Source organism: Nocardia sp. NPDC004151, from assembly GCF_042874235.1.
In the GTDB taxonomy this organism is placed as follows: domain Bacteria; phylum Actinomycetota; class Actinomycetes; order Mycobacteriales; family Mycobacteriaceae; genus Nocardia.
In genome coordinates, this window is record NZ_JBIAMR010000010.1 from 26,884 (window position 1) to 51,196 (window position 24,313).

22 protein-coding genes, 1 tRNA gene and 1 pseudogene are annotated in these 24,313 nt (G+C 69.2%); 18 read left to right on the forward strand and 6 right to left on the reverse strand.

Annotation, left to right across the window (positions count from 1 at the left end; all coding sequences use genetic code 11):
• The first annotated feature begins 3 nt into the window (after positions 1-3).
• The 3 genes from ACFYTS_RS22550 (at position 4) to ACFYTS_RS22560 (ending at position 2,044) form a co-directional block, all read left to right on the forward strand.
• Positions 4-162, forward strand: coding sequence for a hypothetical protein (locus ACFYTS_RS22550; RefSeq protein WP_167333469.1), 159 nt, complete (start codon positions 4-6; stop codon positions 160-162).
• The gene (locus tag ACFYTS_RS22555; protein WP_387306941.1) at positions 159-656 is read left to right on the forward strand and encodes a hypothetical protein; all 498 of its coding nucleotides are present in this window, start codon (positions 159-161) and stop codon (positions 654-656) included. Before ACFYTS_RS22550 ends, ACFYTS_RS22555 begins: the two co-directional genes overlap by 4 nt.
• Positions 657-739: 83 nt before the next feature.
• Positions 740-2,044: an FAD-binding oxidoreductase gene (locus ACFYTS_RS22560; protein ID WP_387306943.1), complete on the forward strand. Its 1,305-nt coding sequence runs from the start codon at positions 740-742 to the stop codon at positions 2,042-2,044.
• Between the two features lie 6 nt (positions 2,045-2,050).
• Here the strand turns inward: ACFYTS_RS22560 and ACFYTS_RS22565 are convergent, their stop codons facing one another.
• The 3 genes from ACFYTS_RS22565 to ACFYTS_RS22575 all read right to left on the reverse strand — a co-directional run bounded on the left by ACFYTS_RS22565 (position 2,051) and on the right by ACFYTS_RS22575 (position 5,804).
• Entirely contained in the window at positions 2,051-3,592 is a 1,542-nt protein-coding gene (locus ACFYTS_RS22565) for a PH domain-containing protein (RefSeq protein ID WP_387307183.1), read from the reverse strand.
• Positions 3,593-3,708: 116 nt separating this feature from the next.
• Entirely contained in the window at positions 3,709-4,215 is a 507-nt protein-coding gene (locus tag ACFYTS_RS22570) for a PH domain-containing protein (protein ID WP_357283276.1), read from the reverse strand.
• A gap of 95 nt (positions 4,216-4,310) precedes the next feature.
• Positions 4,311-5,804: a hypothetical protein gene (locus ACFYTS_RS22575; protein WP_387306946.1), complete on the reverse strand. Its 1,494-nt coding sequence runs from the start codon at positions 5,802-5,804 to the stop codon at positions 4,311-4,313.
• 174 nt (positions 5,805-5,978) lie between these two features.
• Between ACFYTS_RS22575 and cofG the strand changes: the two are divergent.
• The 7 genes and pseudogenes from cofG to ACFYTS_RS22610 all read left to right on the forward strand — a co-directional run.
• A pseudogene (gene cofG / locus ACFYTS_RS22580) lies at positions 5,979-7,328 on the forward strand (7,8-didemethyl-8-hydroxy-5-deazariboflavin synthase CofG); the annotation flags it as partial.
• 109 nt (positions 7,329-7,437) lie between these two features.
• Entirely contained in the window at positions 7,438-7,761 is a 324-nt protein-coding gene (gene fdxA / locus ACFYTS_RS22585) for a ferredoxin (RefSeq protein WP_040812194.1), read from the forward strand.
• 9 nt (positions 7,762-7,770) lie between these two features.
• Positions 7,771-8,877, forward strand: a complete 1,107-nt coding sequence (dapC, locus tag ACFYTS_RS22590) for a succinyldiaminopimelate transaminase (RefSeq protein ID WP_357283279.1) — start codon at positions 7,771-7,773, stop codon at positions 8,875-8,877.
• Positions 8,878-8,947: 70 nt separating this feature from the next.
• Positions 8,948-9,021: transfer RNA gene (locus tag ACFYTS_RS22595), tRNA-Asp, on the forward strand.
• A gap of 353 nt (positions 9,022-9,374) precedes the next feature.
• Positions 9,375-10,862 (forward strand): GMC oxidoreductase, encoded by a 1,488-nt coding sequence (locus ACFYTS_RS22600; RefSeq protein WP_357283281.1) that lies wholly within the window; start codon positions 9,375-9,377, stop codon positions 10,860-10,862.
• Positions 10,863-11,093: 231 nt separating this feature from the next.
• Positions 11,094-12,728, forward strand: coding sequence for an L-glutamate gamma-semialdehyde dehydrogenase (gene pruA, locus ACFYTS_RS22605; RefSeq protein WP_387306949.1), 1,635 nt, complete (start codon positions 11,094-11,096; stop codon positions 12,726-12,728).
• Entirely contained in the window at positions 12,728-13,687 is a 960-nt protein-coding gene (locus tag ACFYTS_RS22610) for a proline dehydrogenase family protein (RefSeq protein WP_387306951.1), read from the forward strand. The genes pruA and ACFYTS_RS22610 overlap by 1 nt, the downstream gene beginning before the upstream one ends.
• Before the next feature lie 17 nt (positions 13,688-13,704).
• Here the strand turns inward: ACFYTS_RS22610 and ACFYTS_RS22615 are convergent, their stop codons facing one another.
• Positions 13,705-14,568: an oxygenase MpaB family protein gene (locus ACFYTS_RS22615; protein ID WP_357283286.1), complete on the reverse strand. Its 864-nt coding sequence runs from the start codon at positions 14,566-14,568 to the stop codon at positions 13,705-13,707.
• A 148-nt stretch (positions 14,569-14,716) separates the two neighbouring features.
• Between ACFYTS_RS22615 and ACFYTS_RS22620 the strand changes: the two genes are divergently transcribed.
• Complete coding sequence (locus ACFYTS_RS22620; RefSeq protein WP_357283287.1) at positions 14,717-15,349, forward strand: TetR/AcrR family transcriptional regulator; 633 nt, start codon at positions 14,717-14,719, stop codon at positions 15,347-15,349.
• A gap of 13 nt (positions 15,350-15,362) precedes the next feature.
• Here the strand turns inward: ACFYTS_RS22620 and ACFYTS_RS22625 are convergent, their stop codons facing one another.
• On the reverse strand, positions 15,363-16,217 hold the full coding sequence (locus tag ACFYTS_RS22625; RefSeq protein ID WP_387306954.1) for an oxygenase MpaB family protein: 855 nt from the start codon (positions 16,215-16,217) through the stop codon (positions 15,363-15,365).
• 157 nt (positions 16,218-16,374) lie between these two features.
• Here ACFYTS_RS22625 and ACFYTS_RS22630 point away from each other — a divergent pair, with 157 nt between their 5' ends.
• The 3 genes from ACFYTS_RS22630 (at position 16,375) to ACFYTS_RS22640 (ending at position 18,602) form a co-directional block, all read left to right on the forward strand.
• The gene (locus ACFYTS_RS22630) at positions 16,375-17,784 is read left to right on the forward strand and encodes an acyl-CoA synthetase (protein ID WP_387307184.1); all 1,410 of its coding nucleotides are present in this window, start codon (positions 16,375-16,377) and stop codon (positions 17,782-17,784) included.
• Between the two features lie 34 nt (positions 17,785-17,818).
• Positions 17,819-18,190 carry a PPOX class F420-dependent oxidoreductase gene (locus tag ACFYTS_RS22635; protein ID WP_387306956.1) on the forward strand — a complete coding sequence of 124 codons (372 nt, stop codon included), beginning with the start codon at positions 17,819-17,821 and terminating at the stop codon, positions 18,188-18,190.
• A 100-nt stretch (positions 18,191-18,290) separates the two neighbouring features.
• The gene (locus tag ACFYTS_RS22640; RefSeq protein WP_387306958.1) at positions 18,291-18,602 is read left to right on the forward strand and encodes a hypothetical protein; all 312 of its coding nucleotides are present in this window, start codon (positions 18,291-18,293) and stop codon (positions 18,600-18,602) included.
• 77 nt (positions 18,603-18,679) lie between these two features.
• Here ACFYTS_RS22640 and dapD read toward each other — a convergent pair whose 3' ends face one another.
• Positions 18,680-19,642 (reverse strand): 2,3,4,5-tetrahydropyridine-2,6-dicarboxylate N-succinyltransferase, encoded by a 963-nt coding sequence (gene dapD, locus ACFYTS_RS22645; protein ID WP_357283294.1) that lies wholly within the window; start codon positions 19,640-19,642, stop codon positions 18,680-18,682.
• A 109-nt stretch (positions 19,643-19,751) separates the two neighbouring features.
• Between dapD and dapE the strand changes: the two genes are divergently transcribed.
• The 4 genes from dapE to ACFYTS_RS22665 all read left to right on the forward strand — a co-directional run bounded on the left by dapE (position 19,752) and on the right by ACFYTS_RS22665 (position 24,141).
• Positions 19,752-20,858, forward strand: a complete 1,107-nt coding sequence (gene dapE, locus ACFYTS_RS22650) for a succinyl-diaminopimelate desuccinylase (protein ID WP_357283295.1) — start codon at positions 19,752-19,754, stop codon at positions 20,856-20,858.
• 65 nt (positions 20,859-20,923) lie between these two features.
• Entirely contained in the window at positions 20,924-21,727 is an 804-nt protein-coding gene (locus ACFYTS_RS22655; RefSeq protein WP_357283297.1) for a TIGR00730 family Rossman fold protein, read from the forward strand.
• Entirely contained in the window at positions 21,721-22,272 is a 552-nt protein-coding gene (locus ACFYTS_RS22660; RefSeq protein WP_387306961.1) for a TIGR00730 family Rossman fold protein, read from the forward strand. Before ACFYTS_RS22655 ends, ACFYTS_RS22660 begins: the two co-directional genes overlap by 7 nt.
• 99 nt (positions 22,273-22,371) lie before the next feature.
• A complete protein-coding gene (locus ACFYTS_RS22665) occupies positions 22,372-24,141 on the forward strand; it encodes a long-chain-acyl-CoA synthetase (RefSeq protein WP_387306963.1) in 1,770 nt (589 codons plus the stop codon).
• The last annotated feature ends 172 nt before the right edge of the window (positions 24,142-24,313 follow it).

Here is a 24,313-nt window from a genome sequence, read left to right on the forward strand (position 1 = left end):
GCGATGTACAACTGGGACCTCCAGAACGCCATCGCGGCGTTCGTCGAGAGCCAGCGGCCCTACTTCGAGTGGCAGCACGAGCTGTATCTGTCGGTGCTGTACGGCTTCGTGGACATGCAGAGTCACCTGCTGACGCTGCTCGGTTTCCCGCCGGTGCCGTGACGGCCGCCGTCGGAGCCCGCACGGGTGACGCGGTGGCGGGCCCGGGCCCGGGCCGCGTCGTGCTGAACGCGGTGATCGCCGGGCTGCTGCTGATCGACGCCGTGATCACGCTCGGCCTGGAGGTGCTGTTCCTGCCCCTCTACGCCGGGCAGGCGACCATTTCCGAGCCCGCTCCCGTGCTGGCGGCCGGCTCGCTGGCCTCGAACATGACCTCGGGCGCGATCCCGGTGCCGGTGGCCGCCCTGGCGGCCGCGGTGGTGAACGTGCTGCTGGTGATGGGCATGGGCGTGGCGACCGATCGGATCGGTGTGATGGCGCTGCCGATCCTGGTGTGGGCGTTGGGCTTCCTGATCTGCGCGGGTTTCAGCCCGAGCGGCTACGCGCTGCTCATGGGCGACTGGCCCACCATGCTGCTGCTGATCTGCGGTCTGCTGCCCGCGGGCATGTACCTCTACTACCGCGCCACCGCGCGTCTGGCGTCGGCCGGAGCCTGAGTCTCCGGGGCGCTGTCACACTTCGTCGTCGTGTCTCGTCCTTCTTGCGGAATCGCGTTCGCGAGAGAGACGAGGGGAAGACGATGGGATTCGACGAACTGCGCAACACCGTCCGGGGCCGGGTCCTGGAGGCCGGTGACGCGGACTTCGATCAGGTCGCGCGGCCGTGGAGCCTGGCGGTGGCGCAGCCGGTCGCGGCGGTCGCCGAGGCCGCCGACGCCGAGGACGTGGCCGCCGTGGTGACGTACGCGCGCGCCGCGGGCCGTCCGGTGGTGACCCAGCCGACCGGGCACGGCGCGGCGGGCGGCGTCGAGACCGCCATCCTGCTGCGCACGGGCGCGCTGGATCGCCTGGAGATCGATCCGGCGGCCCGGGTGGCGCGGGTCGGCGCGGGCGTGCAGTGGGGCCGGGTGCAGGCGGCCGCCGCCGAGCACGGGCTCACCGGTCTGGCGGGCAGCAATCCGGTGGTCGGGGTGACCGGCTACACGCTGGGCGGCGGCGCGGGCTGGTTCGGCCGCAAGTACGGGTGGGCGTCGAACGCGGTGCGCGCCTTCGAGATCGTGGACGCCGACGGCCGCCCCGCCCGGGTGACCGCCGACAGCGATCCGGACCTGTTCTGGGCGTTGTCCGGCGGCGGTGGCGATTTCGCGGTGGTGACCGGGCTCGAATTCGAGCTGTTCCTCGCGCCCGAACTGTACGGCGGCCGGGTGATGTGGCCCGCCGAGCGGCTGCCCGAGGTGTGGGACGCCTTCCGGGCGTTGACCGCGCACGCGCCGGACGAGCTGTCGGTGTGGTTCCAGCGCTTCCAGTTCCCGCAGTCGCCGGAGCTGGTGGCCCTCGATGTCGCCTACCTCGGTGACGCCGGCACGGGCCGGGACCTAGTGTCGGCGCTGGAACGGATCGGCGGCGCGGTCTCCGATTCGCGGGCGCCCATGACGGTCGCGGAGATCGGGACCATCACCTCCGAGCCGACCGATCCCAGCCCGGCCATCGGCCGCACCGAGCTGCTGCCCGAGCTGACGGCGGAGGCGGAGAAGATCCTGCTGGGCGAATCCGTTGCGCCACTGGCCAATATCCAGGTGCGCGGCCTCGGCGGCGCGTTCGCCGGACCCGCCGCGGGCGCGCGCGGTGCGCTGTCCGACGGGTACCTGGTGTATCTGCTGGGCATCGGACTGCCGCAGCTGCGGGACGCGGTGCACGCCAAGGTGGACACGCTGGTCGCGCAGCTGGGGGATCAGGTCACCGGGCGCAAGCCCTTCACCTTCCTGTCCCCGGGCGAGTCGGCGGCCGCCGCGTTCGACACGGCGACCCTGGACCGCCTGCGGGCCGTCAAGCGAGAGCGCGACCCGCACACCGTGATTCGCGCCAACTACCCGGTCCAGGGCTGAGCCGGATCACCGCCGAGCCGGGAGACCCAGCTGTCCCGGCGTGACCGCCTCGATCAGCTCCCACGCCCGCTCCAGCGGCAGATCGATGACGTGATACCGCTTCTTGCCCGCCGCCGACGCCGCCACCACGGTGGCGACGCCCGCGCGGCGCTGGAAGAAGGTCTGGCGCACGGTCCAGCCGATGACGCCGGGGGCTTCCAGGCAGTCGCGGTCGCGGTCCAGGCAGCCGCTGCGGGTGATGAGCCAGGCTGGCTTGCCGTCCGTGGCGGGGAGGACGGCGTGGCCGAGTCCGCGGTACCGGTCCCACGCGAGGGCTACGGCGAGCGGCACGGCTACGGCGAACGCGATCCAGACCCACGGCGGAACATGCCCTCCCGCAAGGGAGATCACCAGGAGGACCGCGGCGGCCGCCGCGAGCGGCCCCAGCGCGCGGGTGTAGCGGCGGCGACGGGCGGCGGGTCCGTGGGGGAGCAGCGGCACGGTGACAAGCGCGGGGGCATCGGCGGCGCCCACCGCCGACACGGCGGAGATCGGTTGTGTGGCAGACGATGTCGTGTTGGTCGTTCCGGCCCGGACGGCGCCGAGCAGGTGGGCGAGCGTCCGGTGCACGGCGGCGCGCGGAGCCTGCGGCAGGATCTTCTGCCGCGGGCTGGTGCCGGTCATGATGGCCTCGAGCTCGGCGGCCCCGGCCAGGCGCAGCAGCAGCGGCTCGTTCACCGTCGCGCCGCGCAGGCGGGCCAGGTCGAGGGTGGTCTGGCGGGTGGTGAGCAGGCCGTGCCGGATCGTGAGGGTCTTGCCGTCGTCGTGGACCTGGAGCCCGAACCAGGTCAGCAGGTAGCGGGCGCAGGCGGCCACGCTGACCACGACCACGAGCAGCACGATCAGCAGTGCGATGACGCCCGCGATGACGCCCGCGCTGCGGTGGCCGACATCCTGGACGGTGCCGGACTTCAGGAAGATCTGCGCGAAGCCGTACTGGAAGGCCAGACCGACGACCGGGGCGATGATGGCGAAGCCGGTCAGTGAGAGTGGGGCGTACCGCACCCACTCGGCCTGCCAGTGCGCGATCTCCACGGCGTCACCGGCCACGGCCGGGGCGGCGGCTTCGGGCGTGATCGACTGCGGGGCAGCCGATTCCGTGCCCGCCCGGGTGTGTGCCAGCAGTGTCGTCCGCAGGTCCGGCACCAATTTCGCGTCCAGGGAGTCCAGCTTGAACTGTTCCCGTTTGTCCGTGTGCTGCCCGGTGCCGATGGACAGCACGGCCAGTCCGAGCGCCCGGTGCAGCAGGTCGGCCTCCACGTCCACCGAGCGGACTCGGTTGCGCGGGACGGAGAGTCGTTTGCGCTGGATCAGGCCGGTGCGGAGTTCCACATTGTCGGGGGTGATGCGGTAGGTGGTGGTGAACCAGCGGGTGAGCGCGAAGGCCACGATCACGCCGACCACGGTGAGGCTCCAGAGCGGGCTGTCGGCGCGGGCGCCCGCGACCAGCGTGGCGATCAGCACCGGGATGAAGCGGATGAGTTCGGTGACCGGGTGCACCAGCAGCATGCGCTTGTCGAGCCGCTGCCAGCCCGCGCCGGCCGGTTCGAGTCTCGCGGGCAGCGGTGAAAGCTGTTCTGTCGGATAGGAATCGGAGAAGTCGTCCGGCTGGTGGGGCGGCTTGCTCACGTGGCGTCCCCGCGGTGCTGGGCGGCGATCGCGGTCAGCTGGGTGACGGTGTCCCGCGCGTCGGCCAATGCCAGTGCGCTGATGTGCACCGCCCCCGCCGAGGAGGCGGTGGTGACGGTGACGGTGGCCAGCCCGAGCAGTCGCTCGAGCGGCCCGCGATAGGTGTCGACCGTCTGCACCCGGGTGATCGGCGCGACCCGGCTCTCCTGGGTGAACCAGCCGGTCCGGGTGTAGACGGCCTCGTCGGTGATCTCCCACCGGTGCACCGCGTACCGCCACAGCGGAATCACCACGATGCTGAAAACCGCTGCCAGCAGCACGATTCCGAGCACCAGGCCCTGGAGCCCGCGCCGGTGCGTGTCGAACAACGCCCAGACCCCCACTCCAAGGACCGGCACCACCCAGGACAGGGCGGCACTCAGCGCCCACAGCAGTTTGGCGCGGGGGCTGGGCCGCCGGGCCGGGTCGGCCAGCAGGCCGCCGGGAGCGAGGGGCTGGGACATGGTGCCCATGCTTGCATGAATCGGGCCGCGGAGGCGGTTGTTGCGAGCGAGTACCGGACGCTCGGTTCTTTCGCCTCCGCCCCCGCGGCAGACGCCTACTTGGGTGTGACGCGGTACAGCCCGGTCGTGGTGCCCTGGTACTGGATTCGGCCGGGCGCGATGGTGCCGACCATTTCCAGGGTGTCGTTGATCGTGGTCGCGCCGACGAACTGCTCGGAGTCGACCTTGCCGGTATCGGCGTCGATCACCGCGAAGCTGTAGTTGTCGGTGACGCCCGCGCTGCCGCTGCCCAGACCCGCGCTGCCGCTGCCGAGCGCGGAACTGCCGCTGCCGAGCGCGCTGCTGCCGCTGCCGAGCAGCGAGTGCCGGGTGAAGGTGTAGATCTTGCCGTCCGCCACGGACAGTCGCGGCACCGCCGAGGACGGCACGGTGTTGGTCCACACCACGGTGCAGCCGGAGCCGGTGACGTCGATGCGGGTCATACCGCCCGAGATCGGCGCGCTGGCGGGCTGGCTGGTGCCCGCGTTGGGCGGCAGTGCCGGGTACGGGTAGCCGTAGGTGCTGGCCACGAACACGCTGTTGCCGGATCCGATGGGGGAGTTCTCGGTGCCGTCGATGGCGGGCACCGAGCAGACGGGCGTGCCGGTGGCCGTGTTGTAGACGAGCAGGTTCTCCTTGGTGGCGGCGTTGTCGGTGATGGCCAGGTATTCGGTGCCGTCGCCGGGGCCGAAGAAGGTCGGGGTGGCGCCGGTGCCCCAGCTCAGCTGGCCGGGTTTGCGGGCGGGGCCGCGGTCGTAGGCCTGCCGCCAGACGATCCGCGGGTTGCCGCCGCCGTCCACATCGAGCAGGTAGAGGGCGTGGTCGGTGGCGACGGCCATGCCCTGGGGTCCGGTGGCGATGCTGTTGGCCACGTTCTCGCCCGGCGCGAGCACGATGGAGCGCGCACTGCCGTCGAGGTTGACGAATCCGGCGGCCGCGCCGTCGGTGGCGAACCAGACTCGGCCCTGGTAGTCGGGGGAGACGGAGCTGACCGCGTCGCAGTCGCCGCCCCCGCAATGCCCGGTGACCGCCTGTGTCACATCGGTTTTGGACGCGATGGACAGCGACCATTTGCCGTCGGAGCCGCGCTGGTGCCCGATGCGCAGCAGATTGCCGGAGCCGTCGACGGTGACCATCCGGTCCTGGTTGTCGAGGTAGGCGTAGACGCCGCCGAGCAGGCTGCCCTTGGTGAGGTCGAGCTTGGCGAGGGCGTTGCCGTTGCTCGGATCCAGCAGCAGCACCTCGGGCGCGCGGTCGGTGATCTTGGTGCACAGCGCCTGCGGGAGGCCGTCCGCGCCCTGCAGGATGGTCGGGCAGGCCGCGCCCTGTTCATGGAAGTCGGCGTTCACCCCGCCGGTGCCGACGCCCGGCAGCGGAGTGGTGTCGGAGGCTTCCGAATCGCCGTGCATGGTCGCGGTGCCGACCGGTCCCAGATAGGGATTGGCCGGTGGGAGCGGCCCGAAGGCCGATGCGGTGCTGGTGGCGACGGTGAGCAGGGCGGTGGCGCCGAGGCCGGCGACGACGGCGGCACGTCGGATTTGCGCGAGCACGAAGATCTCTCCCTTTTCTGCTGGGAAGTAGTCGCCCGCGAGGCTATGGGATCGTTTCCGAGATTTGAATAGATGTACTCGAGGATGCAAGTAATTGCATTGGAATAACCTCGGCGGGCTCGCGGGTTGCCCCGTTCCATGGCACCCGAGTCGGATCAGCGGGATGGATGGCGCATGATCGTGGACGTGACGGATCTACCCACCCCGAGCCTGCCCAGCGCGCCGCGGGAGCAGGTGACACCCGATGCCGAGGCCATGCGGGCCGCACTGGGACGGGCCCGGGACGGCGCGACGCTCGACCTGGACGCGGCCGTGGTGCTGCTGCGGGCGCGCGGCGCGGACCTGGTCGAGCTGTGCGAATCGGCGGCGCGGGTGCGCGACGCCGGGCTGCGGGCATCCGGGTACGCGGGCGAGACCCTGCCGATCACTTACTCGCGCAAAGTGTTCATCCCCATTACCCACCTGTGCCGCGACCGCTGCCACTACTGCACCTTCGTCACCGTGCCCGGCAAGCTGCGCGCCCAGGGCAAGGGCATGTACATGGAGCCCGAGGAGATCCTCGACGTCGCCCGGCAGGGCGCCGAACTCGGTTGCAAGGAAGCGCTTTTCACGCTCGGTGACCGTCCCGAGGACCGCTGGCCCGAGGCCCGGCAGTGGCTCGACGAACGCGGCTACGCCTCCACCCTGGACTACATCCGCGCCATGGCGATCCGGGTGCTCGAGGAGACCGGGCTGCTGCCGCACCTGAACCCCGGCGTGATGAGCCATGAGGAACTGGCGTGGCTCAAGCCGGTGTCGCCGTCCATGGGCATGATGCTGGAGACCACCTCCACCCGGCTGTTCACCGAACCCGGTCAGGCGCATTACGGTTCGCCGGACAAGGATCCGGCGGTGCGGCTGCGGGCGCTGACCGACGCCGGTCGCCTCTCGGTGCCGTTCACCACCGGCATCCTGGTGGGCATCGGCGAGACCATCGTCGAGCGGGCCGAGTCCATTCTCGCGATTCACCAGCTGCACAAGGCTTTCGGGCACGTGCAGGAGGTCATCGTGCAGAACTTCCTGGCCAAGCACGACACCGCCATGCGGCACAGCCCCGACGCCGGGATGGAGGAGTTCCGTGCCGCCATCGCGGTGACCCGCCTGGTGATGGGGCCGGGGATGCGCATCCAGGCCCCGCCGAACCTGGTGTCGCTCGAAGAATGCCGGGCGCTGCTGGGGGCGGGCATCGACGACTGGGGCGGGGTCTCGCCGCTGACCCCGGACCACGTGAACCCGGAACGCCCGTGGCCGAACCTGGACACCCTGGCGCGGATCACCGCCGACTGCGGCTACGTGCTCACCGAGCGCGTCACCGCCCATCCGGAATACGTGCTGGCCGGCGAGCCCTGGATCGATCCGCGCATCGCGGGCCACGTGGCCGCGCTGACCGATCCGGTGACCGGCCTGGCCGCCGACGTGCGGCCGAAGGGCCTGCCGTGGCAGGACTGGGACGACCTCCCGCGGCCCAGCCTGGGGCCCGAGGTGACCGCGCGAAGTTAGGGCAGGCTGTGCAAGAGTAATGTTGGCTGGCCGGGATAGGGTTTCGCCGGGGGGAGGTATCCCCCTCAGGTGTGGACAGACTAGGAGAGCGGCAGTGCCGTACATCATCGCTGAACCGTGCGTTGACGTGAAGGACAAGGCGTGCATCGAGGAATGCCCCGTGGACTGCATCTACGAGGGCGGACGCATGCTGTACATCCAACCCGACGAGTGCGTGGACTGTGGTGCGTGTGAGCCGGTCTGCCCGGTGGAGGCCATCTTCTACGAAGACGACACCCCGGATCAGTGGGCCGGCTACGTGAACGCCAACGTCGACTTCTTCGACGACCTGGGTTCCCCGGGCGGCGCCACCAAGGTCGGCAAGGTCGACTACGACCCGCCGTTCATCGCCGCGCTGCCGCCGATGGCGAGCGAGTAGGACCGAGATTTGACCGCGCGTGGCCGGGTCAGCGCACTGCTACCCGATTTTCCCTGGGACACCATCGCTTCGGTGAAGGCGAAGGCCGCTTCGCATCCGGACGGCATCGTCGACCTGTCGGTCGGAACCCCGGTCGATCCGGTGGATCCGCTGATCCGCGAGGCGCTTTCGTCGGTGGCGGAGGTTCCCGGGTACCCGACCACGCACGGCACGCCCGAATTGCGTGAGGCCGTCGTGGCGGCCCTGAAGCGGCGATTCGGGATCACGGGGGTGGACCCCGCGGCGGTGCTGCCGGCAATCGGCACCAAGGAGCTCATCGCCGGGCTGCCGCGGCTGCTGGGGCTGGGCGCCGCGGATCTGGTGGTCATCCCCGAGGTCGCTTACCCGACCTACGAGGTGGGCGCGCTGCTCGCCGGTACCCGGTATCTGCGCGCCGACAGCACCGTGGCGCTGGGCCCCGAGCGGCCCGCGCTGATCTTCCTGAACTCGCCGTCCAACCCGACCGGCAAGGTGCTCGGCGTCGACCATCTGCGCAAGGTGGTGCGGTTCGCCCGCGAGCGCGGCGCGATCGTGGCCTCCGACGAGTGCTACCTGGGCCTGGCCTGGGAGGGCCGCGCGGTCTCGATCCTCGATCCCGAGGTGTGTGACGGTGATCACACCGGCCTGCTGGCCATCCACTCGCTGTCCAAGACCTCGAACCTGGCCAGCTACCGCGCGGGTTTCGTGACCGGTGACCCGGAGCTGGTGGCGGAGCTGCTGGAGGTGCGCAAGCACTCCGGCATGATGCTGCCCTTCCCGATCCAGGCGGCCATGACCGCGGCGCTCGGCGATGACGCGCACGAGGTCGAGCAAAAGGACCGCTATCGTGCCCGCCGGGTGGTGCTGCGAGATGCGCTGCTGCGCGCGGGATTCCGGATCGACGATTCCGAGGCGGGCCTGTACCTGTGGTCGACGCGCGACGAGCCGTGCCGCACCACCCTGGATTGGCTGGCCGCGCGCGGCATCCTGGCGGCCCCGGGCGAGTTCTACGGACCGCGCGGGAATCAGCATGTGCGCATTGCCCTCACGGCCACCGACGAGCGCATCGCGACCGCGGCTGATCGTCTGACCAGCTGATTTTCGGTTACCCGGGCTCGCGTGATACCGTCTACGACGTCGCCAGGCCGGATGGCCGAGCGATTCGTAAGGCCCTGTGGCGCAGTTGGTTAGCGCGCCGCCCTGTCACGGCGGAGGTCGCGGGTTCGAGTCCCGTCAGGGTCGCAAGTACACAGCCTCCCCACCGATTTCGGTGGGGAGGCTTTTTGCTGCCCGCCCCGCTTGGCGCGTCCCCGGTTGCTCTCGGTTAGCGAGATATGTTGTCAGCTCTCGTTTTGTGAAAACTGACACACGTTCACTCCAGAACATCTATAACAAGTTCTCATCGCAACTCGATGAGGAGTATTTCAGTGCGTGGATTGTCTTATGAAACCCCCGGCAAGAGTGTCTATGGCAGCAATGTCAGCCGACGAGGGTTCCTAGCTGCAACGGGGGTTGTTCTCGGGGCGGCCGCGCTACTAGGGAAGCTCCCAGCGGCCCGGGCCTTACCCGCCGGGTCCATCAATGACGGCGACCAGATGCCGGTCCTGGTAATTGGAACAGGTTATGGCGGCGCGGTGGCGGCCCTGCGGCTCGCGCAGGCCGGGCAGAACGTGGTCATGGTCGAGAAGGGCATGTCCTGGAGCCAGCCCGGCTCCGACGGCAAGGTCTTCTGCACCATGCTCAAGCCGGACGGCCGCTCGTTCTGGCTGCGCACCGAGACCGACCAGCCCGTCAACCACTTCATGGGCGCGCCCTACAACAAGTCCATCTCCCGGTACACCGGCGTGCTGGATTCCGAGCAGTTCAGCGGGATTCGCATCTACCAGGGCCGCGGCGTCGGCGGCGGCTCGCTGGTCAACGGCGGTATGGCGGTGACGCCGCAGCAGAGCTGGTTCCCGACCATCCTGCCCTCGGTGGACCCGGGCGAGATGTACAGCACCTACTACCCGCGCGCCAATGCCGGGCTGAAGGTGAACAACATCGACTCGAACTGGTTCGAGAGCGCCGACTGCTACCAGTTCGCGCGCGTCGGCCGGAAGCAGGCCGAGCGGTCCGGCTTCAACTGGACCTTCGTCCCCAACGTCTACGACTTCAACTACATGAAGCAGGAGCAGGCCAACACCGCGCCGCGCTCCGCCCTCAACGCCGAGGTCATCTACGGCAACAACTACGGCAAGAACTCCCTCGACAAGACCTATCTCGCGGACGCCTCGGCCACCGGCAAGGTGACCATCGTCCCGCAGCACGTGGTCACCACCGTGTCCCCGGCCAACGGCGGCGGGTTCTCGGTCGTGATGAACCAGATCGACACCAGCGGCAACACCGTGAAGTCGAAAACGGTTACGGCGCAGAAGGTCTTCTTCGCGGCCGGTAGCGTGGGCACCAGCAAACTGCTGGTCACCCAGAAGGCCACCGGCAAGCTGCCCAACCTGCCCGACTCGGTCGGCGCGGGCTGGGGTAACAACGGCAATGTCATGGTGGCCCGGCAGAACCAGGCCTGGGACGCCACCGGCAGCCTGCAGTCCTGCATCCCCTGCCTGGGCATCGACAACCTGGCCGACACCGGTGGCCCGGCCTTCGCCGAGGTGTCGCCGTTCCCGGCCGGGATCGAGACCTTCGCCAGCCTGTACCTGGCCATCACTAAGAACCCGAACCGCGCCAAGTTCACCTACAACTCGGGCAGCGGCGGCGTCGACCTGAACTGGCAGACCGCCTGGAACCAGCCCGGCATCGACGCGGCCAAGCGGATCTTCGACAAGATCAACAAGAAGGAAGGCACCATCTACCGGACCGACCTGTTCGGTACCTACAAGACCTGGGGCGACGACTTCGCGTATCACCCGCTGGGCGGCTGCGTGCTCAATGTGGCCACCGACAACTACGGGCGCCTCTCGTCCTACCCGGGCCTCTACGTCATCGACGGCTCGCTGATCCCCGGCTTCACCACCGTCAACCCCTTCGTCACGATTACGGCGTTGGCGGAACGCAACATTGAGAAGATCATCGCCGAGGACTTCCACTGAGTCGAAAGATGACATCTGATCTCGAACCGTGGGGGTAACTCCCCAGGTACGGCCAGAATCGGTTCGGTTCCTACCGCAGCCCGGGGCGGTATCGGCGGACGGCACCCAGTCGGCCGCGGAAGTCCCGGGGAGGCGGGGGAGTGGACTTTCACTGACGTAAAAATTCCTCTGTAGCGGCCGCCGGGGCGTGTTCTGTCCGGCCGGGCGGGGACGATCGCGATAGTGTTGGATATGGACGCTGTCACGGTTGTCCCCGCTCCCGTCAATGAACCGGTGCACACCTACGCCCCCGGCAGCCGCGAACGCGAGCTGCTGGCCGGGCGGCTGGCCGAACTCTCCGCCGAAGCCGTTGAAGTGCCGCTGGTGATCGGCGGCAAACATCAGCCCGGCGCGGGTGAACGCCGCGAAATCGTGATGCCGCACCGGCGCCGGCACGTACTGGGGACCTACGCCAACACCACCCACGACGAAGCCCGGGCCGCCATCGCCGCGGCGACCGCGGCCGCCCCCGGCTGGCGGGCCATGCCCTTCGAGGAGCGGGCCGCCATCCTGCTCCGCGCCGCCGACCTGCTGTCCGGACCCTGGCGTGAGACCATCGCCGCCGCCACCATGCTCGGACAGTCGAAATCGGTGCAGCAGGCCGAGATCGACGCACCGTGCGAACTGGTCGACTTCTGGCGGTTCAATGTGGCCTTCGCGCGGGGGATCCTGCGGGAACAGCCGCAATCCTCACCGGGCGTGTGGAATCGGATGGACTACCGGCCCCTCGAAGGGTTCGTGTACGCCGTCACGCCCTTCAACTTCACCGCCATCGCCGGGAACCTGCCCACCGCGCCCGCGCTCATGGGCAATACGGTCGTGTGGAAACCCTCTCAGACACAGACGCTTTCGGCCTACTACACCATGAAATTGCTGGAGGAGGCCGGCCTGCCGCCGGGTGTCATCAATATGCTGACCGGTGACGGCGCGCAGCTGTCGGAGGCCGTGCTGGCCGATCCGCGGCTGGCGGGCATCCACTTCACCGGATCGACGCGCACCTTCCAATACCTGTGGCAGACGGTGGGCTCGAATATCGGCCGATACCACGGCTATCCGCGGCTGGTGGGCGAGACCGGCGGCAAGGACTTCATCCTCGCGCACCCCTCCGCCGATCCGGACGCGCTGCGCGTGGCCATGATTCGCGGCGCCTACGAGTATCAGGGCCAGAAGTGCTCGGCCGCCTCGCGCGCCTACATTCCGAAATCGGTGTGGCGGCGGATGGGCTCGGACTTCCTGGCCGAGGTGGAGTCGCTGACCTACGGGGATGTCGCCGACCTCTCGAATTTCGGTGGGGCCGTGATCGACGACCGCTCCTACGCCAAGTGCGTGGCCGCCATCGGGCGTGCCCGCGAGCAGGGCGTGTCGATTCCGGCGGGCGGCGGCTACGACGACAGCGAGGGCTGGTTCGTGCGGCCGACCGTGCTGCTCAGCGACGACCCGGGCGACGAATCCTTCGAGACCGAGTACTTCGGCCCGATCCTGTCGGTCTACGTCTACGACGACGGCGCGCCCGACGCCTTCGAGGAGATCATGGACGTGGTGGACGGGACCTCCCCGTACGCCCTCACCGGCGCCATCTTCGCCCGCGACCGCCAGGCCGTCGAATCCGCCACCGGCACACTGCGATTCGCGGCCGGGAACTTCTACATCAATGACAAGCCCACCGGCGCGGTGGTCGGCCAGCAGCCCTTCGGCGGTGCCCGGGCCTCGGGCACCGACGACAAGGCGGGCTCCCACCTCAACCTGTTGCGCTGGGTCGCGCCCCGCACCCTGAAGGAGACGTTCGTCCCGCCCACCGAGTACCGCTACCCCCACATGGAGGCGTGATGAACCCACTGCGCCCGGCGATCCTGGCAGCCGCCGGGTCGTCCCGGATCAAGGACGTCATCACGAAGGTGCCGGCGACCGCCGCCGTGGTGCGGCGGTTCGTCGCGGGGGAGACCCGCGCGGACATGGTGCCGGTCGCGCGGGCGCTGCTGGAGAGCGGGCGCTCGGTCAGCGTCGATTTCCTGGGCGAGTACACCACCGACCGCTCCCAGGCGGATGCCGCTGTGGCGGAATACTTCTCGCTCATCGACGACCTGGCCGAGGCGGACCGGACGGCCGCCGGGGTGCTCACCGACATCCCGCGGGTGGAGGTCTCGCTCAAGCTGTCGGCGCTGGGCCAGTCCCTGGGGCAGGACGGTCCGGCCATCGCCGCGGAGAACCTGCACAAGCTGTGCGCGAAGGCCGTCGAACGCCACGTCTGGGTGACCGTCGACGCCGAGGACCACACCACGACCGCCGACACCCTCGCAGCGGTCCGCAATGCCCGCACCGAATTCCCGTGGCTGGCGGTAGCGTTGCAGACCTACCTGCGTCAGGCCGAGCGCAATGCCCGCGACCTGGCCGCCGACGGCACCCGAATCCGCCTGTGCAAGGGCGCCTATCAGGAACCCGGCACCGTCGCCTACCAGCGCCGAGCCGAGGTGGACGCCTCCTACCTGCGCTGCCTCGAGGTGCTGTTGCGCAACGCCTGGTACCCCATGATCGCCTCACACGACCCGGCCATGATCTCCGCAGCGCTCGCGCTCGCCACCGAAAACCACCGCAAACCAGGCGATTTCGAGTTCCAGATGCTCTACGGCATCCGCGACGCCGAACAGCGCCGCCTGGTCGACGACGGCCACTCGCTGCGGGTCTACATCCCCTACGGCACCCAGTGGTACGGCTACCTCATGCGCCGTCTCGCCGAACGCCCGGCCAATCTCGGCTTCTTCCTGCGCGCGTTGGCCGAGCGCGGCTGAGGCCGACTTCGTCGGGCTCAGAGCAGCGGACGGCCGAAGCGGCGGCGCAGGCGCATGTCCGCCAGGAAGAAGTTGTAGGGGAACAGCCGCAGCATCGTGGGCATGCGGGTCCAGACCGCGGAGATCACGCGCAGGAAGCCGGTGAAGACGCGCTCGTCGCGGGCGCTCCAGGTCATGGACATCTCGTCGCGCAGGTGCTGGGGGAGCAGCGCGGTGACGATGAAGCGGTGCAGGCCGCCCAGGGCGAACTGCACCGGCCACGACACCATCTTCAGATCGGTGAGGTCGTTGAAGTACTTGCGGGTGGGTCCGTCGATGGACTTGGTCGCGAGGTTCTCGTCCCAGTAGGCGTAGAAGTCCTCGCGGGTGGCGGGCCACATCTCCGGGCGCATCTGCAGCGTGGTGCCCAGGCGGGCGCAGTACTGGTAGAAGGCTTCGGCCAGTTCGGGATCCATCGGGCCGCGCATGCGGTGGTACAGGTCGTCGACACCCCAGTACAGGCAGGCCGCCACCCACAGTTGGAGCTTGGGGTCGAAGGCGTTGTACTTGACGGGTCCGCCGGGCTTGGAGTGGACGCTGCGGTGCGCGCCGTTCACGGCCTCGCGGTAGGTGGTGCGGTCCAGGTCGTTGCCGAGCAGGGCGACCGAGAGGTAGGTGAGAGTGGTGCGCAGCCGCTTGACCGGGTGCAGGGTCACCTTGCCGCTGTCGACGTCGCTCTCCATGACGCCGTAGGCGACCGGCTTGAGCGAGAGCTGCATGACGACGTTGGCGGCACCGCCGAGGAACGCCGCGACGCCGTCGATGTGCTCACGGATGTCCGCGGGGGTCAACGGCTGATAGGCCGGGGGAAACTCGTCGAACTTGCGCAGCGGGGCGGTCATCGTTGACTCGACTCCTCGGTCGTCACTCCTCGCCGGGTGAGGAGAGTGTGAGAAATTTCGCCACTCACCTTCTCATCGTGGGGTGCCGGTGTCAATGTGCGAAGATTAGTGCCTCACCGTTTCTTTGCGACCGGAAAGGGCCCGGACCATGGCCAAACTGGCCAAACTGCTGCCGCTCGTCCGCGGATCCGGCCCCGAGGACCGCAATCAGGCCAAGGTCCTCGACGCCGCCCTGCTCGCCTTCCTGGACTTCGGTATCAAACGCACCAGCATGGTCGAGGTCGCCCGGCGTGGCGGACTCTCGCTGGCCACCCTCTACCGGCGCTTCGCCGGGAAGAACGATCTCATCCAGGCCGTCGGGCTGCGGCAGGCCCGCCAGTTCATCGACGACGTGGACGCCGCCGTGCAGGGTCCGATCGAGGCCGACGCCAGCGCCGAAGAACAGATCGTCGCGTTGTTCGTGGCCTTCACCGAGGGGCTGCGCCGCAACCAGCTCCTGGATCGGCTGCTGAAGACCGAACCCGAGATCGTGCTGCCCTACCTGACCGTGCGGGGCGCGCCCGTGATCGAGCTGGGCCGCGACTACCTGGCCGAATTCATCGCCCGGTTACAGGCGGAAGGCAAACTGCCGCAGTACGATCCGCTGCCGCTGGCGGAGTTCACCGCCCGAGCCGCGCTGTCGCTGGCCTTGACCCCGCAGACCGTCATCCCGCTCGACGATCCGGCGGCCCTGCGGCAGTTCGCCCGCGACCACGTCATCCCGAGCTTCCGAATCCTCTGACCGGCAGGCGTTCTCACACCAGCCGCAGGCCCAGTCTGCGGCGCAGTCGCATATCGGTGAGATAGACATTGAGCGGGAAGGCGCGCAGCGTGGGCGGCACCACGGATTCGACCACGCCCGCGGTGCGCAGCATCGCGGCCAGCGCCCGGTCCTGACGCGGCGTCCAGGTCATACCCATCTCGTCCCGGAGGTGTTGCGGCAGCAGGCCGGTCACGAAGAAGCGGTGCACGCCGGCGAACGGCGGGCGCAGGGGGCGGGGCAGCATCTTCAGGTCGATGAGATCGTCGAAGTAGGCCTTGATCTTCGGGTCGATGCGCGTCCTGGCGAGATTCTCGGCCCAATACCGGTCGAAGGCGGCGCGGTCGGCGGGCCACATCTCCGGCCGCACCTGCAAGGTGGTGCCCAGCCGGGCGGCGTGGTGATAGAAGGCGTCGGCGGCGTAGTCGTCCATCGGGCCGTGCATGCGCTCGTAGAGGTCGCGCGCGCCCCAGTACAGGCAGGCCGCCACCCAGAGTTGGAGTCTCGGATCGAAGGCGTTGTACTTCACGGTGCTGTCCGGGCGGGACCGGACGTACTTGTGCACGGCGTCCACGGCCTGGCGGTAGGCGGCGCGGTCCTCCTCGGTGCCCAGCAGCGCGACGGCCAGGTAGGTCAGGGTGGTGCGCAGCCGCTTGAACGGGTGGATCATGACGTTCCCGGACTCCACCGGGCTCTCTACCACGCCGTGGCCGACCGGGGGGTTGGAGAGCTGCATGATCACGTTCGCGGCCGCGCCGAAGAAGCCGGCCGCGCCGTCGAGGTAGCGGCGGACATCGATCTCCGGTGCGGGCGCGGCGGATTCGCCGGGGTGGGGCAGCGGCCTGGTCATCGTTGACCACATCCTCGGGTGAGAAGGTTGTATAGAAACTGTCTTACCCACTCGGGTGGTCTGTCAACCGGCGCGACGGCTTCGCAAGCGAACCGTTGCGCGTCGCGGCAGCGGGTCGGCGGACCGCGGCCTCGGGTAGCGTGAGCCCGTGTCGCCGCTGTTGCTGAGTTCGCTGAATCCGGCCGCCATCGCCGCCGGAGCCGATATCCCCGATGCCGTCACCATCGACGGGGAGACCCTGTCGCGCAGTGATCTGCTCGGCGCGGCCACCTCGGTCGCCGAACGCGTCGCCCAGGCCCGCCGGGTCGCGGTGCTGGCCGAGCCGACCGTCGCCACCGTGCTCGCGGTGGTCGGCTGCCTGATCGCCGGGGTCACCGTGGTCCCGGTCCCGCCGGACGCGGGCAGCGCGGAACTGGCCCACATCCTGCGCGACTCGGAGGCCCAGGCCTGGCTGGGCAAGGTCCCCGAAGGCTCCGACCTGCCGGTGATCCCGGTCCGCAAGCACGCCCGATCCTGGCATCGGTACGCCGAACCCGCCGGGACCGCAACGGCTTTCGTGCTCTACACCTCAGGCACCACGGGCGCGCCCAAGGGCGTGATGCTGAGCCGCGGCGCCATCGCCGCCGGGCTGGACGCCCTGATCCAAGCGTGGGGCTGGACCTCGAACGACATTCTGGTGCACGGCCTCCCGCTGTTCCACGTGCACGGCCTGATCCTCGGCCTGCTCGGCCCGCTGCGGGCGGGCAGCCCGCTGGTCCACACCGGCAAGCCCACCCCGCGCGCCTACGCCGACGCGCGCGGCACCATGTACTTCGGCGTCCCCACCGTGTGGTCGCGGATCGTCGAGGAGCCGGACGCCGCACGGGAATTGGCGAAAGCGCGCATCCTGATCTCCGGCAGCGCCCCGTTGCCCGTGCCGGTGTTCGAGCGGCTGGCCGACCTCACCGGGCACGCCCCGATCGAGCGCTACGGCATGAGCGAAACCATGATCACCCTCTCCACCCGGCCCGACGGCGAACGCCGCCCCGGCTGGGTGGGCACCCCGGTCGCCGGGGTGGAGACCCGGTTGCGTGACGAGTCCGGCGCGCCGGTGCCGCACGACGGGGAAAGCGTTGGCGGACTTCAGGTTCGGGGACCCATGCTGTTCGACGGCTACCTGGGCAAGCCGGAGGTGACCGCCGAGAACTTCACCGCCGACGGCTGGTTCAAGACCGGTGACGTGGCCGTCATCGACGCCGAGGGCTTCCACCGCATCGTGGGCCGGGAATCGGTGGACCTGATCAAATCCGGCGGCTACCGGATCGGCGCCGGTGAGATCGAGACCTCCCTGCTGGGGCATCCCGCGGTGGCCGAGACCGCCGTCATCGGCGTCCCGGACGAGGACCTCGGGCAGCGCATCGTCGCGTACGTGGTGCCGCGGGACAGCGCCGACGAAGCCCTCGCCGACGAGCTCATCGCCCATGTGGCGGGGGAACTCTCGGTGCACAAGCGGCCCCGCGAGGTGCGCCTGGTGGACGCGCTGCCGCGCAATGCCATGGGCAAGGTGCAGAAGAAGCTCTTGTCTTGACCTGAAGCGCGGTCGAGGTTCTAGCGTGATCGCCATGACCGTATCCCTGTCGCCCGCCCAGATCGACTACCTGAACAGTCAGCGGCTCGGACGGCTCGCCACCGTCCGGCCCGACGGCTCCCCGCAGAACAATCCGGTCGGCTACCGCTACAACGCGGCGCTCGGCACCATCGACATCGGCGGCCACCAGATGGGCGCCAGCCAGAAGTTCCGGAATCTGTCGAAGGAGGACCGGATCGCCTTCGTCGTCGACGACGTGCCCTCCGTCGACCCGTGGACCGTGCGCTGCCTCGAAATCCGCGGCACCGCACAGGCTCTGCGTGATGTCGAACCGTTCTACCCCGGCCTGTCCCCGGAGATCATCCGCATCACCCCGGAGCGCGTCATCGCCTTCGGCATCGACTGACACCGAGGTTCTGCTGCCGAGGGTTTCGGGGTCTGGCCGCGGCTCGGGGCCGCCCCTAGCGTCCTGGAGGTTGTTTCCCGTCATCCAGGAAGGCCGAACGATGCCCACCGCACTGCGCACCACCATGGCCGCCACCGCCGTCCTCGCCGGACTGCTGGCCCCCGCCGCCGCGGCGACCGCCGCGCCACTGCCGCTCACCTCGATGCCGCAGCCCGCCGAGCCCGTCGCCGGACCCACCGGCACCGGATCGGTGAACACCGGGCCCACCGGCACCGGATCGTTCGATCCGTCGGCGGCCGGTTCCTCGAACCTGATCAAGGCTCTCCAGACCGGCTCGGGCCAGTGCAACAACACCAGCCCGATCCCGCCGCTCGACGGACAGCCCGCTCCGTGGTGCGCCCTGTACAAGTGAGCGCAGCCCGCGGCTGAGCCCGAAAATGACGAAAACCCCTGCGGCCCGAGCCGACAGGGGTTTTCGTTTGTTACATCTCAGTCGTTGGCGTGCAGGGCCGCGTTCAGTTCGATGCCGGTGCCCTTGCGCGGGCGAACCTCGACCGCGCCGGTCAGCGAGTTACGGATGAACAGCAGGTTCGACTTGCCGGACAGCTCACCGGCCTTCACGATCTGGCCGTCGGGCAGCGCCACCTTGGTGCCCGCGGTGACGTAGAGGCCCGCCTCCACCACGCAGTCGTCGCCGAGCGAGATGCCCAGGCCCGAGTTGGCGCCCAGCAGGCAGCGCTCGCCCAGCGAGATGACCTGCTTGCCGCCGCCGGACAGGGTGCCCATGATGGACGCGCCGCCGCCGACGTCGGAGCCGTCGCCGACCACCACACCGGCCGAGATCCGGCCCTCCACCATGGAATTGCCGAGCGTGCCGGCATTGAAGTTGACGAAGCCCTCGTGCATGACGGTGGTGCCCGAGGCCAGGTGCGCGCCCAGGCGTACGCGGTCGGCGTCGGCGATACGGACACCCGAGGGCAGCACGTAGTCCACCAGGCGCGGGAATTTGTCGACGCCGTACACGGTGACCTGGCCGCGGGCCCGCAGCTTCAGGCGGGTCAGCTCGAACTCCTCGGTCGAGCACGGACCGTGGTTGGTCCACACCACGTTCGCGAGCAGCCCGAAGATGCCGTCGAGGTTCGCGCCGTGCGGGCGGACCAGGCGATGCGAGAGCAGGTGCAGGCGCAGGTAGGCGTCGTGGGTGTCGATCGGCGCGGCGGCCAGGTCGGCGATGACGGTGCGGACCACCACGGTCTCGACCCGCCGGTCCTCGTCGACACCGGCCGAGGCGGCGAACTTGGCGTACTCGGGATCGGAGGCGTCCAGCCGCACCGTGCCCACCTCGTCGGCGGAGAATTCACCGAGCGTCGGGTACGGGTACCAGGTGTCGAGGACCGTCCCGTTGACGGTGATGGTGGCGAGGCCGACTGCTGCTGCTCCCTGAGTACTCACGTCCCCACACGTTACCGGGCTGCGAATTCATACCGCATGCGGTGCCGATTTGTGCCAACGCAGCGACCGTGCGAAGAACTGCGGTTATTCCTCCTTTAGGGTGGATCGAGTGACCATCGATCTGAGAGCCGACCCGATTTCACTCACCGCCGCGCTCGTGGATATTCCGAGCGTCTCTCGGAACGAGAAGGTCATCGCCGACATCGTCGAAAAGGCCATGCGCGAGCAGACCACCGGATTCGAGATCCTGCGCCACGGCAATACCGTGCTGGCGCGGACCAATCGGGGCCTGCCCAGCCGGGTGATCCTGGCGGGGCACCTGGACACCGTGCCGATCGCCGACAATGTGCCCGGCCACTTCGAGACCACCGCCGACGGCGAACGGCAGCTGTGGGGTTGCGGCACCGTCGATATGAAGTCCGGCGACGCGGTCTTCCTGCACCTGGCCGCCACCGTCGCCGACCCGGTGCACGACCTGACCCTCATCTTCTACGACTGCGAGGAGATCGCCGCCGAGTACAACGGGCTGGGCCGCATCGAACGCGAACTCCCCGAATGGCTCGAGGGCGACCTGGCGATCCTCGGTGAGCCGTCCGGCGGCTGGATCGAGGCGGGTTGCCAGGGCACCCTGCGGGTCCGGCTGACCACCGCCGGCGTCCGCGCCCACACCGCGCGAGCCTGGCTGGGGGACAACGCCATTCACCGCCTCGCCCCGATCCTGGAGCGGCTGGCCGGATATCAGGCCCGCGAGGTCGAGATCGACGGCTGCACCTACCGCGAGGGCCTGTCCGCGGTCCGCGTCGAGGGCGGCGTGGCGGGCAATGTGGTGCCCGACGTCGCCACCGTGGACGTGAACTTCCGCTTCGCCCCCGACCGCACCCTGGACCAGGCCACCGAGCACGTGCGCGAGGTGTTCGCCGGACTGGAACTGGATTTCGAGCGCACCGACGGCGCGCCCGGCGCCCTGCCCGGCCTGTCGAATCCGGCCGCCAAGGACCTCATCGAGATCGTGCACGCGCACGGCTCCGGCGGGGTGCGCGCCAAGTACGGCTGGACCGATGTCTCGCGATTCGCCGCCCGCGGCATGCCCGCCGTGAATTTCGGTCCCGGCGACCCGAACCTGGCGCACAAGCGCGACGAGCACCTGCCCGTCGACCAGATCACCCAGGTGGCCTCGATGCTGCGCAGCTACCTCACCGGCGAGAAGAGCCGATGAACTGTTCAGCACCACGCTGAACGAGCGACCGACAACGACCATTCGCTCGCTGTACGGTTGCCATTATGTCTGCTGACGGCGAAAACGAGGGTGTGGCTTTGTCGAAGACACCACGGTTCCGGGGCCCGATCATGTTGCGGCGGGACCGCAAGAAGGGGATCGGGACCACCGATCAGCATCTGCTCGACGAGCGCGGTCCGGCGGACTGGGTACACACCGACCCGTGGCGCGTCCTGCGCATCCAGGCCGAATTCGTCGAGGGCTTCGGCGCTTTGGCGGAGGTGCCGCGCGCGGTGGCCGTCTTCGGCTCCGCCCGCACGCCCGCCGACTCGGCCGAGTATCGAGCCGGGGTCGCGATCGGAAGCGCTTTGGCCCATGCCGGTTTCGCGGTCATCACCGGCGGCGGGCCGGGCGTGATGGAGGCGGCCAACCGGGGCGCGTCGGAGGCGGGCGGCTATTCGATCGGCCTCGGCATCGAGCTGCCGTTCGAACAGCACCTCAACGAGTGGGTCGACCTCGGCATCAACTTCCGGTACTTCTTCGCGCGCAAGACCATGTTCGTGAAGTACTCCCAGGCGTTCGTATGCATGCCCGGCGGCTTCGGCACCCTCGACGAGCTGTTCGAGGCGCTCACCCTGGTGCAGACCCACAAGATCACCCGCTTCCCGATCATCCTGTTCGGCACCGAATACTGGGCGGGACTGGTGGATTGGATGCGCCACTCGCTGCTCGGCTCGGCCAAGATCGCGTCCGGTGACCTGGGGTTGCTGCACGTCACCGACAGCGTCGACGAGGTGGTGGAGATCGTCACCCTGGCCGCGCGGGCACGCCGGGAGATGAACGAGACAGGGGCGGAGGAGCAATGGTGAGCGATGCCTACGCGGTCTGCGTGTACTGCTCGGCCAGCGTCGACGATCCGGTGGCGCTGGACCTGGCCACCCGGGTCGGCACCGAGATCGGTCGTCGCGGTTGGCAATTGGTGTCCGGCGGCGGCAACGTCTCCATGATGGGCGCGGTCGCGCAGGCGGCGCGGGCCGCCGGGGCGCACACCGTCGGCGTCATCCCCAAGCACCTGGTGCACAAGGAGGTCGCCGACACCGACGCCGACGAGCTGATCGTCACCGACACCATGCGCGAGCGCAAACAGGTCATGGACGAGCGCGCCGACGCCTTCCTCACCTTGCCCGGCGGCATCGGCACGCTCGAGGAGCTCTTCGAAACCTGGACCGGCGCCTACCTGGGCGTGCACGCCAAACCGGTGGTGGTGCTCGACCCGCAGGACCACTACCGCGGACTGTTCGACTGGATCGGTGAGCTGCGGGTGCGCGGCTACGCCGGGCTGGAGGCCATCGACCGGGTGCTGGTGACCAAGAGCTTCGACACCGCCTTCGCCGGGCTGCGTCCCACCCGCTGACCGGAACTCCTCGGTTTCACTCGACAAGATCGGACAAATCGGTCAGGGTAGGCACACGAGAGCGGGGCGTTCGCACGACCCGGTGAGGAGCACAACGAAGTGAGTACCGACGCCCGATCGACGGTCAGCCTGCTCGACCTGGTTCGCGCCCTGCCCGGCATGGCATTGCAAGCACCCGGCATGATCCGCAATGTCGGGCGCCTGGCGGTGAAAGCCGGCGACAAGGCGTCGATCGGACTGTTCTTCCAGCGCGGCGCGGCCAAGCACCCGGACCGGCCCTTCCTGAGATTCGAAGGGCGCGAATACACCTGGGGCGAGGCCAACGCGCTGGTCAATCGGTACGCGAAGGTGCTCGCGGCGCACGGCGTCACGCGCGGCGACGTGGTCGGCATCCTCATGGTGAACCGGCCCGAGGCGCTGTTCACCGTGCTCGCCACGGTGAAACTCGGCGCCACCGCGGGCCTGCTCAACCACAACCAGCGAGACGTGGTGCTGCGGCACAGCTTCGGGCTGCTGAACTCGGTGCTCGACGTCATCGGCGAGGAGTGCGCCGACGCGCTGGAGACCCTCACCGAGACCCGGCCCGCCCTGCTGTGGACCGAACAGCTGGAGGCCGAGGCCGCCACCGCCGACCCCTCGAATCCCGCTGTCACCGAACAGATCACGGCCAAGGAACGCGCCTACCTGATCTTCACCTCCGGCACCACCGGCCTGCCCAAGGCCAGCGTCATGACCCACATGCGCTGGACCAAGTCCATGGCCGGGATCGGCGGGCTCGGAGTGCGATTGGACGGCAAGGACACGCTCTACAGCTGCCTGCCGCTCTATCACAACAACGCCCTCACGGTGGCCTTGTCCTCGGTGATCGCGGGCGGCGCCACCTTCGCGCTGGGCCGCAAGTTCTCGGCCACCCGCTTCTGGGACGAGGCCATCGCCAACCGGGCCACCGCCTTCGTCTACATCGGCGAACTGTGCCGCTATCTGCTCAACCAGCCGGCCAAGCCCACCGACCGGCAGCACACGATCCGGTTGTGCGTCGGCAACGGCCTGCGCCCCGAACTGTGGGACGAGTTCCAGCAGCGGTTCGGCATCGCGCGGATCGTCGAGTTCTACGGCGCCAGTGAGGGAAACGTCGCCTTCATCAACGCCTTCTCCGTCGCCCGCACCGCCGGATTCACCCCGCTGCCCTTCGCCATCGTGGAATACGACGACGCCACCGGCAAGGCGCTGCGCCACCCCGATGGCAGGCTGCGCCGGGTGCCCGCGGGCGGGGTCGGGCTGCTGCTGGCCAAGGTCACCGACCGCTCGCCGTTCGACGGCTACACCGATGCCTCCGCCACCGAATCCAAGCTGGTGCGTGACGGTTTCGCCGACGGCGACTGCTGGTTCGACACCGGCGACCTGGTCCGCGACCAGCGCTTCGGTCACATCGCCTTCGTGGACCGGCTCGGCGACACCTTCCGCTGGAAGGGCGAGAACGTGGCCACCACCGAGGTCGAGGGCGCGTTCGACGGCATCGGCGAGGTCACCCAGGCGGTCGTCTACGGCGTCGACATCCCCGGCACGGACGGCAAGGCGGGCATGGCCGCGGTGACCCTGCACGAGGACGCGCACTTCGACGGCAAGGTCGCCGCCAAGGCCCTCTACGACCGCCTGCCCACCTACGCGGTCCCGCTGTTCATCCGCGTGGTGCCCGAACTGGAGCAGACCTCCACGTTCAAGAACCGCAAAGTGGAACTGCGCAAACAAGGCTGTTCGCCGGACGCCGAGAGCGCTCTCTACGTCCTCGCGGGCCGCGCAGAAGGCTACGTCCCGGCCTATCCCGAATACGTTGCTGATGTCGCCGCGGGGCGCGCGCCCGGCAACTGAATATCGCACCGTCGGTCGCTCTCTCCAAATCCCTTTACAGCCAGGTCAACCCGGTGTTCGCGGCCCGCCCCGATCTGGACTGACGGAGCGGGGGAGCGAAGCGGAGGAGCGGAGGAGGGAAGATCGGGGTTACGAGGGCCGCGAACCGCCGCAGCGAAGCGGAGGCAAATTA